Here is a 14,803-nt window from a genome sequence, read left to right as displayed (position 1 = left end):
CCGTAAGGGCGAAACCCTAAGCCGCCGTTACCGCAGAAATGGATATGTACACCCGCAAGAAAATGGTCGGCGACCCAGCCACAGGTCATTCCGTCCAGCACCGCTACTGGACGCGCGTATCTTTGGCATATGATGCCGGGCCTTCGCCTTCCCTCGGTCCGGACAGGAGCAGAGATGCAGCTCAAACACAAAATCGTCGCGCTCGGGATTCTGCCGCTGGTGTTGGCCATCGCCGTCATCTGCGCGCTAGTGATTTCCATGAACCGGCAACTGGGTGAACAACAGGCGCAACTGATCGAAGACAGCATTCTGGCGAGCAAGCGCGCCGAACTTAAGAACTACGTCGAAATGGCGCAAAGCCTGATCGAACCGCTGTACGACGACGGCCACGGTGACGAACACGCACAGCAAAAAGTGCTGGAAGAACTGCGCAAACTCAGCTTTGGCATCAATGGCTACTTCTTCGTCTACGACCACGAAGGTCGCAGCCTGATGCACGCGCGCCAGTCCGAACTGGTGGGTAAATACCTGTGGGACATGAAGGATCCTCACGGTTTGCCGGTGATCCAGGCGCTCCTCAAAAGTGCACAATCAGGCGAAGGCTTTCAACGCTATGCCTGGAACAAACCCTCTTCCGGCCAGGTGACCGACAAGCTCGCCTACGTGGTGATGCTGGATCGTTGGGGCTGGATGCTCGGCACCGGCATCTACCTTGAAGACGTCGAGCGCGCGACCCAGCAGGCGCGCGACGAAGTGGCCCAGGGCATTCGTAAAACCATGCTGGCGATTGCCGCGGTGGCCCTCGTGGCGGTGCTGTTTGTCTTCGCCAGCGGCATGACACTTAACGTCAGCGAGCATCGTCTGGCCGACAAAAAACTTCAGCGCCTGACTCAGCGTATCGTCAGCTTGCAAGAGGAAGAGCGCTCACGGGTTTCCCGCGAACTGCACGACGGCATCAGCCAGCTACTGGTCTCCATCAAGTTTCAGTTCGAGCTGGCCAGCCATCTGCTCGAGAATGGACAAGCCCACGACAAGGGTTTGAGTACGCTGAGGGACGCCACGGAACGACTGGGTGAAGCGATTGGCGAGGTTCGCAGCCTCTCCCACGACCTGCGCTCCTCGCTGCTCGACACCCTGGGACTGCCGGCTGCGATCGGTCAACTCGCTGCAGAATTCGAACAACGCAGCGGCCTGGTGGTGACCTATAACGACAACGAATTCGACTGTCACTTGGTCGATGGGGCAGCGGTCTCGCTGTTTCGCATCGTGCAAGAAGGCCTGACTAATATTGAACGACACGCCCAGGCTAAAAACGTCTCCATTACCCTGCACGGGTCCGAAGATTCCGTGCGGTTGACGGTGGTCGATGACGGTATCGGTTTCAACGTCGCCCAGGTCGAACGTCGTCATGCGGGCATTGGCCTGCGTAATATCCGTGAACGTGTCGAGCATTTTGGTGGACGATTCGACCTGATCTCGATGCCGGGACGAAGTGAGCTGGACGTTTGGCTGCCAATGAAAATGCCCGGTACAACACGCTGACTCGCCCCCTGACAACAAGAGTGAATAACCGCGATGAACCTGCCCTACCCGATCCGCGTCGCTCTGGTCGACGATCACGCCCTGGTCCGCGACGGGATCAAAGCGCTGCTGGCGGTCATGGCCCCCCTGGAAGTGGTGGGCGAAGCCGAGAATGGTGCGGACGCGATCGAAATGGTCGGACGCTGCCAGCCTGACCTGCTACTGGTCGACATCAGCCTCAAAGACATGAACGGCCTTGAGTTGACCCGGGTGCTACGCAGCCAGTACCCGTCGCTGAAGGTGCTGATGCTGAGCATGTACGACAATAATGAATACGTGAGTGAGTCCGTTCGCGCGGGGGCCAGCGGCTATGTACTGAAGAACTCACCGTCGCGGGAAATCATCGCGGCGATCGAAGCCATCGCCAGCGGCGGCACGTTTTACAGTGCCGAGATCGCCCAGCGGCTCATCGCCGATAAAAATACCGACAACGAGCTGACTCCGCGCGAAAGCCAGGTGTTGTACAAAATGGCGCAAGGGCTGAACAACAAGGAGATGGCCCGCGAACTGGACATCAGCGTTCGCACGGTAGAAACCCACCGCCTGAGCATCCGTCGCAAACTCAACATCGACAAACCGGCGGCCCTGGTCAAATACGCGATCGATCACGGGATCATCTCGCGGTAGCAGGCATTAATACTCAACGAAAAACCCGGCCTCATCAGCCGGGTTTTTTTTGGTTTTTTTATTGGCAATAGCCATCCCCTCTTCCGTTTTAACCACCGTCCGACCAGAAACCCGCCTCAGGGACTTGCGCTTCCGGTATTATGGTATACCATCAGACGCACAGACACTCTCACCTTACACGGAGCAGCTCATGAGTTTCGAAATCCGCAAGATCGTCAGCTATGTCGAAGAAACCTTTATCGAAGGCGGCAAGGCCACCGATAAGCCAGTGACCATGGTCGGGCTGGCCGTCGTGATGAAAAACCCTTGGCTGGGCCGCGGCTTTGTCGAAGACCTGAAACCGGAAATCCGCGCCAATTGCTCCGACCTCGGCGCGCTGATGGTCGAGCGCCTGGTCGGCATCATCGGCGGTGCCGAGAAGATCGAGGCTTACGGCAAGGCTGCTGTCGTGGGCGCCGACGGTGAAATTGAACACGCCTCCGCCGTGATCCACACCCTGCGCTTTGGCAACCATTACCGCGAAGCGGTGAAAGCCAAGAGCTACCTGAGCTTTACCAACAAGCGTGGCGGCCCGGGCACTTCGATCCAGATTCCGATGATGCACAAGGACGACGAAGGCCTGCGTTCGCACTACATCACCCTGGAAATGCAAATCGAAGATGCACCGCGCGCCGACGAAATCGTGGTGGTACTGGGTTGCGCCGATGGCGGCCGCCTGCACCCACGCATCGGCAACCGTTACATCGATCTGGAAGAGCTGGCCGCTGAAAACGCCCAGTAATCAAGGTCGGCAAGAACAACAAAAAGGCATGCAGGAGCGCTCCATGATTCGGCTCACCGCTGAACTCACCCCGGCTGGCACCAGTTACCTGGCGACCGGCCAAGGCCAGCCCGTGGTTTTGATCCACGGCGTGGGCCTGAACAAAGAAATGTGGGGCGGCCAGGTCGTTGGCCTGGCCACGAAGTACCGTGTGATTGCCTACGACATGCTCGGCCATGGCGCCAGCCCACGCCCGGAAAGTGGCACCCCGCTGCTCGGCTACGCCGACCAGTTGCTGGAGCTGCTCGATCACCTGCAATTGCCCCAGGCGACGGTGATCGGTTTTTCCATGGGTGGCCTGGTGGCCCGGGCATTTGCCTTGCATTACCCGCAACGCCTGCAAGGTCTGGTGGTGCTCAACAGCGTGTTCAATCGCAGCCCCGAACAGCGTGCCGGCGTCATCGCCCGTACCGCTCAAGCGGCCGAACACGGACCGGATGCCAACGCCGAAGCCGCCCTGTCGCGCTGGTTCAGCCGTGAATATCAGGCGGCCAACCCGGCGCAGATCGCGGCCTTGCGCCAAACCCTGGCAGACAATGACCCACAGGGTTACCTGACCACCTATGAGCTGTTCGCGACCCAGGACATGTACCGCGCCGACGACTTGGGCAGCATTCAGGTGCCGACACTGATCGCCACCGGTGAACTGGACCCGGGCTCCACGCCGGAAATGGCCGAGCAATTGGCCGCACGCATTCCCGGCGCGACAGTTGCCGTGCTTGCGGAGCAGCGGCATATGATGCCCGTAGAATCACCGCGCCTGGTCAACCAGCTGCTGCTGGAGTTTCTCGACACCGCGCACTCCCGACAAAACCAAATAAAGGGGATCGTTGCATGACACTCGCACGCTTCCAGATGTGCATCGGCGGTGAATGGGTCGATGCCCTGTCCGGCAAGACCTTTGAAAGCCTGAACCCGGCCCTGGCCCAAGCCTGGGCCGAACTGCCCGATGCCGACGAAGCCGACGTCGAGCGCGCCGTACAGGCTGCGCAGACGGCTTTCGACAGCCCCGCCTGGCGCGGCCTGACCGCCACCGCACGCGGCAAACTGCTGCGGCGCCTGGGTGATCTGATCGCTGAAAACAAGGAACACCTGGCGCAGCTGGAAAGCCGTGACAACGGCAAGCTGATCCGCGAAACCCGTGGTCAGGTCAGCTACTTGCCGGAGTTCTTCCACTACACCGCGGGCCTGGCCGACAAACTCGAAGGCGGCACCCTGCCCCTCGACAAGCCCGACCTGTTTGCCTACACCGTGCACGAAGCCATGGGCGTGGTCGCCGCGATCATTCCCTGGAACAGTCCGCTGTACCTGACCGCGATCAAACTTGCCCCGGCTTTGGCTGCGGGCAACACCATCGTGATCAAACCGTCGGAGCACGCCTCCGCCACCATTCTCGAACTGGCGCGTCTGGCGCTGGAAGCCGGCATCCCGCCGGGCGTGGTCAACGTCGTCACCGGCTACGGCCCAAGCACTGGCGCGGCCCTGACCCGCCATCCGCTGATCCGCAAAATCGCCTTCACCGGTGGCGCCGCGACGGCACGGCATGTGGTGCGCAGCAGCGCCGAGAACTTCGCCAAGTTGTCGCTGGAACTGGGCGGCAAATCGCCGAACATTATCTTCGCCGACGCCGACCTCGACAGCGCGATCAACGGCGCGATTGCCGGGATCTACGCGGCCTCCGGTCAGAGTTGCGTCTCCGGTTCGCGGTTGCTGGTGCAGGACGAAATCTACGATGAGTTCGTCGATCGTTTGGTCGAACGCGCCAAACGCATCCGCATCGGCAACCCGCAAGAAGACAGCAGCGAAATGGGCCCGATGGCCACCGCGCAGCAACTGGCTGTGGTCGAAGGCCTGGTCGCCGACGCCATCGCCGAAGGTGCGCGCCTGCGCCTGGGCGGCAAGCGTCCGCAGAATCTGGGCGATGGCTGGTTCTACGAGCCGACCTTGTTCGAATGCGACCGCAACTCGATGAAGATCATGCAGGAAGAAGTCTTTGGTCCGGTGGCCTCGGTCATCCGTTTCAAAGATGAAGCCGAAGCGTTGGCGATTGCCAACGACTCGCAGTTCGGCCTCGCCGCCGGCATCTGGACTCGCGATCTGGGCAGGGCTCATCGCCTGGCCCGGGATGTGCGATCCGGGATCATCTGGGTCAACACCTACCGCGCCGTGTCGGCCATGGCGCCGATCGGCGGCTTCAAGAACAGCGGCTATGGACGCGAGAGCGGTATCGATTCGGTACTGGCCTACACCGAGCTGAAAACGGTGTGGATCAACCTCTCCCAGGCGCCAATGCCTGATCCGTTTGTGATGCGCTAGGAGATAGATGAAATGATCGAACCCGGCATTTACAAAGACGTCATGAGCTCGTTCCCCTCCGGGGTCACGGTGGTCACCACCCTGGACCCGGACGGCGGCATCGTCGGCATTACCGCCAGCGCTTTCAGTGCGCTGTCGATCGATCCGGCACTGGTGCTGTTCTGCCCCAACTATGCCTCCGACACGTACCCGATCCTGCGCGACAGCAAGCAGTTCGCGATTCACTTACTGTCCGCCGACCAGACCGCCGAAGCCTATGCATTTGCCGGTAAAGGCAAGGACAAGGCCAATGGCATCGACTGGCACTTGAGCGCGCTGGGCAATCCGCTGCTGGGCAACGCCACGGCGATCATCGAGTGCGAACTGTGGCGCGAATACGACGGCGGTGACCACGCGATCATCGTCGGCGCGGTGAAGAACCTGATTCTGCCCGAGCAACCGGTGACGCCGATGATCTACCACAAAGGCAAGCTGGGCCCCCTGCCCGCTTTGGCCTGACAGGTTTACTCAAAACCTGTGGGAGCGAGCTCGCTCCCACAGGGGATCTGCGGTGAGAGGATGATATGAGCAACGAGAAGTATGAAAAAGGCCTGAAAATCCGCACCCAGGTGCTGGGCGAAGCCTACGTGAAGCGCTCCATCGAGAACGCCGACGACTTCACCCGGCCACTGCAGGAAATGGTCACCGAGTACTGCTGGGGCCACGTCTGGGGCCGTGAGGGTTTGTCGCTTAAAGAGCGCAGCATGATAAACTTGGCCATGATTTCGGCCCTCAATCGGCCTCACGAACTCAAGCTGCATGTACGCGGCGCCTTGCGTAACGGACTGACTCGTGAACAAATACGCGAAATTCTGCTTCAGGTCGGTATTTATTGCGGCGTCCCCGCTGCCGTAGACAGTTTCCGGCTCGCCCGTGAAGCGTTCGCCGAAGCCGATGCCGAGGCCTCCAGTTAACCCTTGGCTGTTTGATCTGACCGAGCACGGAGATTCTTGCGATCGAAGTGCTCTTTTTGCATGGACAGCCACACTCAGAGCGGACCCCATGAAACGCCTGCCACTCGACGACAGCTTCAAGGTCAATCGCAACCCCGTTACCCTGCGCGAAATCGTGCTGGATAAACTGCGAAGCGCCATCATGAACTTCCAGCTCCTGCCGGGAGACCGTCTGGTCGAGCGCGATCTGTGCGATCGCCTGGGCGTCAGCCGCACGTCCGTGCGCGAAGCCTTGCGTCACCTGGAATCCGAAGGCCTGGTGGAATTCGCCGACGCCAAGGGCCCACGGGTCGCCATCATTACCCTCTCCGATGCCGGCGACATCTATGAGCTGCGTTGCGTGCTCGAAGGCCTGATCGTCCAGCTGTTCACCCTGCGCGCCAAGGCCAAGGACATCAAGGCCCTGGAAAAAGCCCTGGAGGAAAACCGCAAGGCCCTCAAGGACGGCGAGCTGCAACAGGTGATCGATTCGGTTCAGGGTTTCTACGATGTACTGCTCGAAGGTTCCGGTAACCATGTCGCGGCCACTCAGCTGCGTCAGTTGCAGGCGCGGATCAGCTACCTGCGGGCGACGTCGGTGTCCCAGGAAAACCGTCGCGGTGCGAGCAATCAGGAAATGGAACGCATGGTCGAAGCGATCAAGAGTGGCGATCCCCTCGCCGCCCACCAGGCTTGCGTCGACCACGTGCGCGCCGCCGCAACCGTCGCCCTCGATTACCTCAAGCGCAAACAGGAAGAGACCGGGAAAATGCCTGAGATCACCCTGCCAATCGCGCTTAAAGAACCGCGCATAGGTCGCTAAAGATGTTCAGCCCGAGCTTTTGTCCAAAGTGCGGCGGCAATGACCTCAGGTCTCAGCTGCCACCGGGCGATACGCACGAGCGCCTGATGTGCCGCGGCTGTGGCTACATCCATTACGTCAATCCGAAAATCATTGCCGGCTGCATCATCGAGCAGGACGGCAAGTATTTGCTGTGTCAGCGCGCCATCCCACCGCGTCCGGGCACCTGGACGCTGCCGGCCGGCTTCATGGAAGGCGGCGAGACCACCGAACAGGCAGCGCTGCGCGAAGTCTGGGAAGAGAGCGGCGTGCGCGCGGAAATTCTCTCGCCCTACTCGATCTTCAGCGTGCCGAAGATCAGCGAGGTGTACATCATCTTCCGCGCCATTGCGTTGGAGATCACCGGCCAGTACGGGCCGGAAACCCTCGACTACAAATTCTTCGCACCCGAGGACATTCCCTGGGACAGCATCTACTACCCGGCAATCCGGCAGATCCTCGAACGCTATATCGAGGAACGCCAGGCCGGGGTCTACGGCATCTACATCGGCAACGACGATACCGGCAAGATCCACTTCATTCGGTAGGAGCTGCCGAAGGCTGCGATCTATTGATCTTGGCTCGTTTGCGAGCCGCCAAAAGATCGCAGCCTTCGGCAGCTCCTACAGGTGGCATCACAACGTCGCCACACCCTCGACAATAATGATCTGAGCCCGGGCCACGCCTTCGCGGTGCCGTTTCGCTTCCTGATATTCCTCCGACCGGTAGCAAGCCAGCGCCTGTTCGTACGAGTCGAATTCAATCACCACGTTGCGCTGCGGCGTGGGCCCGCCTTCCAGCGCTTCACTGCGCCCGCCCCGGGCCAACATCCGTCCGCCATACAACGCGAAGGCCGCCGGCGCCCGCTGAGTGTATTGGCTGTATTGATCGGGGTCGGTGACATCGACATGAGCAATCCAGTACGCCTTCATAGTGACCTCTCGGTTTATTTTGTATTATGGTATACCACAAAGTATTTCCATCAAACACTGAGAATCCCAGCATGGCCTTCAACAGCATCGAAGAAATTATCGAAGACTATCGACAAGGCAAAATGGTGCTCCTGGTCGATGACGAGGATCGGGAAAACGAAGGTGACCTGCTGCTGGCCGCCGATTGCTGCACGGCCGAGGCCATCAGCTTCATGGCCCGGGAAGCTCGCGGCCTGATCTGCCTGACCTTGACCGACGACCACTGCCAACGCCTCGGGCTGGAACAGATGGTGCCGAGCAATGGCAGCGTGTTCAGCACCGCTTTCACCGTATCCATCGAGGCCGCTGTCGGCGTGACCACCGGCATTTCTGCTGCCGACCGGGCGCGTACCGTGGCAGCCGCCGTTGCGGCTAATGCCGGGGCCGCCGACCTCGTGCAACCCGGTCACATTTTCCCGCTGCGCGCCAAGGAAGGCGGCGTACTGACTCGCGCCGGCCATACCGAGGCTGGTTGCGACCTGGCACGCCTGGCCGGCTTCACCCCGGCCTCGGTGATCGTCGAAGTGATGAACGATGACGGCACCATGGCTCGCCGCCCGGACCTGGAAGTGTTCGCGCGCAAGCACGGAATCAAGATCGGCACCATCGCCGACCTGATTCACTATCGCCTCAGCACCGAAAGCACTGTCGTGCGTATCGGTGAACGTGAACTGCCCACTGTGCATGGCACGTTCCGGCTGATCACTTTTGAAGACCGCATCGAAGGCGGCGTCCATATGGCAATGGTCATGGGCAAGTTGCACCGGGACGAGCCGACGCTGGTGCGCGTGCATGTGATCGATCCGCTGCGCGATCTGGTGGGCGCCGAATACAGCGGTCCGTCCAACTGGACGTTGTGGGCGGCGTTGCAGCGAGTCGCCGAGGAAGGTCGTGGCGTGGTGGTGGTGCTGGCCAATCATGAGTCGTCGCAAGCACTGCTGGAGCGTGTGCCGCAGCTGACCCAGCCGCCACGTCAGTTCAGCCGTTCGCAGTCGCGCATCTATTCTGAAGTGGGTACCGGGGCGCAGATTCTGCAGGACCTTGGTGTGGGCAAGCTGCGTCATCTTGGCCCTCCGCTGAAGTACGCGGGTTTGACCGGTTACGACCTGGAAGTGGTGGAGAGCATCCCGTTCACCCAGTGATACACAAACATCTCTGATATGGCGCGATCCCTGTGGGAGCGGGCTTGCCCGCGATAGCGATCCCGCTGGCACATTGATACTGGATGTGCCGCCGTCTTCGCGGGCAAGCCCGCTCCCACAGGGATTGCGTTGACCGGCGGGGCTTGAGCAAAGCTTCAGAGCCACAAAAAATCTCACTTTTGGCTGATAGCCGGTAAGGCAAAGTGCTTGCACAAAGTTTGGAATACCATAATATGATATTCCATAGACCGGACGACCATCACTGGCCCGACGGACCTACTGCTCCCGATAGGCGGGCACTAAAAGCCCCGCTCAAAAACACAACAATGAGGGCGTGAAAATGGTGTTGAACAAACGTGCAACCGCAATACTTTTTGCGGGGCTGCTGAGCGTGACCAGCCAGGCATTGCTGGCGGCCGAAAGCGTCAACTTCGTCAGCTGGGGCGGTAGCACCCAGGATGCGCAGAAGCAGGCCTGGGCCGATCCGTTCAGCAAAGCCAGCGGCATCACCGTGGTCCAGGATGGCCCTACCGACTACGGCAAACTCAAAGCCATGGTCGAAAGCGGCAATGTGCAGTGGGACGTGGTCGACGTCGAAGCGGACTTCGCCCTGCGCGCCGCCGCCGAAGGCTTGCTCGAACCTCTCGATTTCACAGTCATTCAGCGCGACAAAATCGACCCGCGGTTTGTCTCCGATCACGGCGTCGGTTCGTTCTTCTTCTCCTTCGTCCTCGGCTACAACGAAGGCAAGCTCGGCGCAAGCAAACCGCAGGACTGGTCCGCGCTGTTTGACACCAAGACCTACCCCGGTAAACGCGCCCTCTACAAATGGCCAAGCCCAGGCGTGCTTGAACTGGCGCTGCTGGCCGATGGCGTAACCGCCGACAAGCTCTACCCGCTGGACCTGGATCGCGCCTTCAAGAAACTCGACACCATCAAGAAAGACATCGTCTGGTGGGGCGGCGGTGCCCAGTCGCAACAGTTGCTGGCCTCTGGCGAAGCCAGCATGGGCCAGTTCTGGAACGGCCGGATCCACGCCCTGCAAGAAGACGGTGCACCGGTGGGCGTGAGCTGGAAACAGAACCTGGTCATGGCCGACATTCTGGTCGTGCCCAAAGGGACAAAAAACAAAGCCGCGGCCATGAAATTCCTGGCCAACGCCAGCAGCGCCAAAGGACAAGCTGACTTCTCCAACCTGACCGCCTATGCGCCGGTCAACGTCGACAGCGTGGCGCGCCTGGATTCGGTACTGGCCCCTAACCTGCCGACTGCCTACGCTAAGGATCAGATCACTCTTGATTTCGCGTACTGGGCCAAAAACGGTCCGGCCATCGCGACACGGTGGAACGAATGGCTGGTCAAATGAAAATGACGGCAACCGCGTCCCGCCAACCCACTCAAGTCGGGAGCGCCACTGGCGCTGCCGGCTCGGCACTCGGCAAGGCGGCTGCGATGAACCAATCCCCTTCCATGGCACAGCGCTGGCGCGGTTCAAGCAACCTGATCCCCGCCCTGCTGTTCCTCGGCCTGTTCTTTCTGGCGCCGCTGATCGGGCTGCTGCTGCGTGGCGTGCTGGAGCCGGTACCGGGGCTGGGCAACTACGAGCAACTGTTCGCCAACTCAGCGTATGCACGGGTCTTGCTCAACACCTTCTCGGTGGCCGGACTGGTGACATTGTTCAGCCTGCTGCTCGGCTTTCCACTGGCCTGGGCCATCACCCTGGTGCCGAAAGGCTGGGGTCGCTGGATCCTCAACATCGTGTTGCTGTCGATGTGGACCAGCCTCCTCGCCCGAACCTATTCCTGGCTGGTGTTGCTGCAAGCCTCCGGGGTGATCAACAAGGCGCTGATGGCGATGGGCATCATCGATCAGCCGCTGGAGATGGTGCATAACCTCACCGGCGTGGTGATCGGCATGAGCTACATCATGATCCCGTTCATCGTGCTGCCGTTGCAGGCGACCATGCAGGCCATCGACCCGATGATCCTGCAGGCCGGCTCGATCTGCGGCGCGAGCCCCTGGACCAACTTCTTCCGGGTGTTCCTGCCGCTCTGCCGGCCGGGGTTGTTCTCCGGTGGCCTGATGGTGTTCGTGATGTCGCTCGGTTACTACGTCACCCCGGCGCTGCTGGGCGGTGCGCAGAACATGATGCTGCCCGAGTTCATCATTCAGCAGGTGCAGTCTTTCCTCAATTGGGGCCTGGCCAGCGCCGGTGCCGCGTTGCTGATCGTCATTACGCTGGTGTTGTTCTACTTCTACCTGAAGCTCCAGCCGGAATCTCCGGTTGGCGCCAGCAACGCGAGGTAAGCCGTCATGCTCCTGACCCCCAATGCCATGAGCCGGCGCATGCGCTTCGGCCTGTACTTCACGACCGGATTGATCGCGCTGTTCCTGCTGTTGCCGATCGTGTTCATCGTGCTGCTGTCCTTCGGTTCCTCCCAGTGGCTAGTGTTCCCGCCGCCGGGCTGGACGCTGAAATGGTACAGCCAGTTCTTCTCCAACGCCGACTGGATGAACGCGGCCGTGGCCAGCCTCAAGGTCGCGGTACTGACCACGTTCTTCGCGGTGGCGCTGGGCCTGCCGACCGCTTTTGCACTGGTGCGCGGACGCTTCCCGGGCCGCGAAATGCTCTACGGTCTGTTCACCCTGCCGATGATCGTGCCGCTGGTGATCATTGCGGTGGCGGTGTACGCACTATTCCTGAAACTGGGTTACACCGGGACGATGTTCGCTTTCGTCGTCAGCCACGTGATTGTTGCGTTGCCGTTCACCATCATCTCGATCATCAACTCGCTGAAGCTGTTCGATCAGTCGATTGAGGATGCCGCGGTGATCTGCGGCGCCTCACGCCTGCAAGCCGTGTTCAAGGTGACCTTTCCGGCGATTCGTCCGGGCATGGTGGCCGGCGCCCTGTTTGCGTTCCTGGTGTCCTGGGATGAAGTGGTGCTGAGCGTGATGATGGCCAGCCCGACCCTGCAAACCCTTCCCGTGAAAATGTGGACCACCCTGCGCCAGGACCTGACGCCCGTGATCGCCGTCGCCTCGACGCTGCTGATCGGCCTCTCGGTATTGGTCATGGTGATCGCCGCCGCCCTTCGCCGGCGCAATGAAATCAGCGCCTGAGCGCCAGGAGTACGACATGAGTGCAGTGATCAAAGATTCCGCGCAACAGAGCGACCAACCGTTGGTAAGCCTGCGCAACCTGAACAAGTACTACGGCGATTTTGCCGCCGTGGACGACATCTCGCTGGACATCAAGGATGGCGAATTCCTCACGTTCCTCGGCTCCAGCGGTTCCGGCAAAAGTACGACGCTGTCGATGCTCGCCGGCTTTGAAACCCCGAGCAGCGGCGAGATCCTGGTCAATGGCCAATCGCTGGTCAACGTGCCGCCGCACAAGCGCGACATCGGCATGGTGTTCCAGCGTTACTCGCTGTTCCCGCACCTGTCGGTACGCGACAACATCGCGTTCCCGCTGGCCATCCGCAAACTGGCCAGCGCCGAACGCGAGCGCCGGGTCGATGCCATGCTCAAACTGGTGCAACTGGAACAATTCGCCCATCGCCGCCCTTCGCAACTGTCCGGCGGCCAGCAGCAACGCGTGGCGATTGCTCGGGCGCTGGTTTATGAACCACGCATCCTGCTGATGGACGAACCCCTCGGTGCGCTGGACAAGAAGCTGCGTGAAGACTTGCAGGATGAACTGCGCCAGCTGCATCGGCGTCTGGGCATCACCATTGTTTACGTGACCCACGACCAGGAAGAAGCCATGCGTCTGTCCCAGCGCATCGCGATTTTCAGCCACGGCAAAATTGTCGGGTTGGGCAGCGGCTTCGACCTGTACCAGAATCCGCCGAATGCGTTTGTCGCCTCGTTCCTCGGCAACTCGAACTTCCTCAAGCTCAAGGCTCAGGGCAATGCGGTCGCTACGTTTGAAGGGCAATCGTTGTCGATTCGACTGACCGCAGGATTGCAAACCAATCAGGATGTGCTGCTGATGGTGCGTCCGGAAAAAGCGCTTGCCTTGAGTGTTGAGCAATCCGCTCAAGAACCCTTGGCGGCAGGCTGGAATGAAGTCTCGGCGACAGTGGGTGAAGTGCTGTTCCTCGGTGAAAGCCAGACGTGCACGGTGAAAACCTTGGGCGGCACTTCGATGACCGTCAAGGCGCTCTCCGCCGCCGGCATGCCGCTCAAAACCGGCGACCCGGTACGCGTGCGCTGGGCCACTGCAGATGCTTGCGTTTATACCGAATGGGCGGAAAGCGATCTGAACAAGGCTGCTGGCGCTCACTGATGCAAAGGCCCACCGCGGTGGGCCCGATTTTCGCGTGTCACCCTCGGGTCACCACAGCGTCGGGCTGTGGTGGCCATTTTTTTTACCAAGCCTTTGTGGTCAAACGAAATTCACCGAAAATCCCCAGCGACACTTCGTAAATAACGAATGATGGGTAAAGAATATTCGATTTTTCTTCACGCCCATCCCCCCGCTAGCATGACCCTGTCGATTCCAGAACACGTCCAGACAGGGAGAACGACATGCAGCCCGTGAACATCGGCGAACCCTGGATGTGGGTCGCCTTCATCGTCTTCGTCGTCGCCATGCTGGCTTTGGATTTGTTTGTCTTCGGCGGGCGCAAGGCACATCGGGTATCGGTGCGCGAGGCGACGTGCTGGGTCATTGCCTGGTGCGCGCTGGCGCTGGCCTTCGCGGGATTGCTCCGGTGGTATTTGACTGGCGAATTCGGGCCCGAGATCGCCCAGCGCAAAATGCTGGAATTCCTCACGGGCTATCTGATCGAGCAGTCGCTGTCGATCGACAACATGTTCGTCTTCGTCATGATTTTCGGCTACTTCGCCGTGCCACCGGAGTTACAGCGCCGAGTGCTGCTGTACGGTGTGCTCGGGGCCATCGTGATGCGTGCGGCGATGATTTTCGCCGGCGTCTGGCTGGTGTCGCAGTTCGCGTGGTTGCTGTATGTGTTCGGGGTGTTCCTGATCATCACCGGGATCAAGATGCTGGTGTTCGCCGGTCAGCGGCCTGACCTCGATAAAAACCCCTTATTGCACTGGATACGCGGCCATCTGCGCATCACCAACGGGCTTCATGGCGAGCATTTTTTTGTGCTGCGAGACGGTCGGCGCTGGGCGACGCCGATGTTTCTGGTGCTGGTGCTGATCGAGGCCAGCGACCTGGTGTTTGCGATCGACAGCATCCCGGCGATCTTCGCCATCACCACCGATCCGTTCATTGTATTCACGTCGAACATCTTCGCGATCATGGGTTTGCGGGCGTTGTATTTCCTGCTGGCCGACATGGCTGAGCGCTTTCACCTGCTCAAATACGGTTTGGCGACCGTGTTGGTGTTCATCGGCGCCAAGATGACGCTGATGCCGTGGCTGCACATGCCGGTTGAATGGTCGTTGGCCGTTGTCGGCGGGATCATTCTGACTTCGGTGCTGTTGAGCCTGATCATGACCCGCAAAGAGGATCGAATGCGATCCCTGTAGGAGCCGCCGCAAGCTGCGATCTTTTG

At 60.3% G+C, this 14,803-nt stretch carries 16 protein-coding genes; 15 read left to right on the top strand and 1 reads right to left on the bottom strand.

Annotated features, from left to right (window positions below; translation table 11 throughout):
* The first annotated feature begins 174 nt into the window (after window positions 1-174).
* The 9 genes from VD17_RS08970 (at window position 175) to VD17_RS08930 (ending at window position 7,704) form a co-directional block, all read left to right on the top strand.
* Window positions 175-1,542, top strand: coding sequence for a cache domain-containing protein (locus tag VD17_RS08970; RefSeq protein ID WP_046053525.1), 1,368 nt, complete (start codon window positions 175-177; stop codon window positions 1,540-1,542).
* A 33-nt stretch (window positions 1,543-1,575) separates the two neighbouring features.
* Entirely contained in the window at window positions 1,576-2,208 is a 633-nt protein-coding gene (locus VD17_RS08965; RefSeq protein ID WP_046053524.1) for a response regulator, read from the top strand.
* Between the two features lie 190 nt (window positions 2,209-2,398).
* On the top strand, window positions 2,399-2,989 hold the full coding sequence (locus VD17_RS08960; protein ID WP_003182108.1) for an amino acid synthesis family protein: 591 nt from the start codon (window positions 2,399-2,401) through the stop codon (window positions 2,987-2,989).
* 43 nt (window positions 2,990-3,032) lie between these two features.
* On the top strand, window positions 3,033-3,866 hold the full coding sequence (locus VD17_RS08955; RefSeq protein WP_046049786.1) for an alpha/beta fold hydrolase: 834 nt from the start codon (window positions 3,033-3,035) through the stop codon (window positions 3,864-3,866).
* Window positions 3,863-5,344, top strand: coding sequence for an aldehyde dehydrogenase (locus VD17_RS08950; protein ID WP_033057762.1), 1,482 nt, complete (start codon window positions 3,863-3,865; stop codon window positions 5,342-5,344). Before VD17_RS08955 ends, VD17_RS08950 begins: the two co-directional genes overlap by 4 nt.
* A 12-nt stretch (window positions 5,345-5,356) precedes the next feature.
* The gene (locus tag VD17_RS08945; RefSeq protein ID WP_033057760.1) at window positions 5,357-5,842 is read left to right on the top strand and encodes a flavin reductase family protein; all 486 of its coding nucleotides are present in this window, start codon (window positions 5,357-5,359) and stop codon (window positions 5,840-5,842) included.
* A 65-nt stretch (window positions 5,843-5,907) separates the two neighbouring features.
* On the top strand, window positions 5,908-6,297 hold the full coding sequence (locus VD17_RS08940) for a carboxymuconolactone decarboxylase family protein (protein WP_046053523.1): 390 nt from the start codon (window positions 5,908-5,910) through the stop codon (window positions 6,295-6,297).
* A gap of 88 nt (window positions 6,298-6,385) precedes the next feature.
* The gene (locus VD17_RS08935; RefSeq protein WP_033057756.1) at window positions 6,386-7,138 is read left to right on the top strand and encodes a GntR family transcriptional regulator; all 753 of its coding nucleotides are present in this window, start codon (window positions 6,386-6,388) and stop codon (window positions 7,136-7,138) included.
* A gap of 2 nt (window positions 7,139-7,140) precedes the next feature.
* A complete protein-coding gene (locus tag VD17_RS08930; protein ID WP_019690464.1) occupies window positions 7,141-7,704 on the top strand; it encodes an NUDIX hydrolase in 564 nt (187 codons plus the stop codon).
* Window positions 7,705-7,791: 87 nt separating this feature from the next.
* Here the strand turns inward: VD17_RS08930 and VD17_RS08925 are convergent, their stop codons facing one another.
* A complete protein-coding gene (locus VD17_RS08925) occupies window positions 7,792-8,088 on the bottom strand; it encodes a DUF1330 domain-containing protein (RefSeq protein WP_046053522.1) in 297 nt (98 codons plus the stop codon).
* Between the two features lie 71 nt (window positions 8,089-8,159).
* Between VD17_RS08925 and ribBA the strand changes: the two genes are divergently transcribed.
* The 6 genes from ribBA to VD17_RS08895 all read left to right on the top strand — a co-directional run bounded on the left by ribBA (window position 8,160) and on the right by VD17_RS08895 (window position 14,777).
* Window positions 8,160-9,269 (top strand): bifunctional 3,4-dihydroxy-2-butanone-4-phosphate synthase/GTP cyclohydrolase II, encoded by a 1,110-nt coding sequence (gene ribBA / locus VD17_RS08920; protein ID WP_046053521.1) that lies wholly within the window; start codon window positions 8,160-8,162, stop codon window positions 9,267-9,269.
* Between the two features lie 340 nt (window positions 9,270-9,609).
* Entirely contained in the window at window positions 9,610-10,635 is a 1,026-nt protein-coding gene (locus tag VD17_RS08915) for an ABC transporter substrate-binding protein (RefSeq protein WP_033057749.1), read from the top strand.
* Window positions 10,632-11,576 (top strand): ABC transporter permease, encoded by a 945-nt coding sequence (locus VD17_RS08910; RefSeq protein ID WP_046053520.1) that lies wholly within the window; start codon window positions 10,632-10,634, stop codon window positions 11,574-11,576. Before VD17_RS08915 ends, VD17_RS08910 begins: the two co-directional genes overlap by 4 nt.
* 6 nt (window positions 11,577-11,582) lie before the next feature.
* A complete protein-coding gene (locus VD17_RS08905; protein WP_046053519.1) occupies window positions 11,583-12,392 on the top strand; it encodes an ABC transporter permease in 810 nt (269 codons plus the stop codon).
* Between the two features lie 16 nt (window positions 12,393-12,408).
* The gene (locus VD17_RS08900) at window positions 12,409-13,563 is read left to right on the top strand and encodes an ABC transporter ATP-binding protein (RefSeq protein WP_046053518.1); all 1,155 of its coding nucleotides are present in this window, start codon (window positions 12,409-12,411) and stop codon (window positions 13,561-13,563) included.
* A 242-nt stretch (window positions 13,564-13,805) separates the two neighbouring features.
* A complete protein-coding gene (locus VD17_RS08895; RefSeq protein WP_046053517.1) occupies window positions 13,806-14,777 on the top strand; it encodes a TerC family protein in 972 nt (323 codons plus the stop codon).
* Window positions 14,778-14,803: the final 26 nt, after the last annotated feature.

This window comes from Pseudomonas fluorescens (assembly GCF_000968015.1).
Classification (GTDB): domain Bacteria; phylum Pseudomonadota; class Gammaproteobacteria; order Pseudomonadales; family Pseudomonadaceae; genus Aquipseudomonas; species Aquipseudomonas fluorescens_W.
This window is presented reverse-complemented; position numbering and strand designations above follow the sequence as displayed.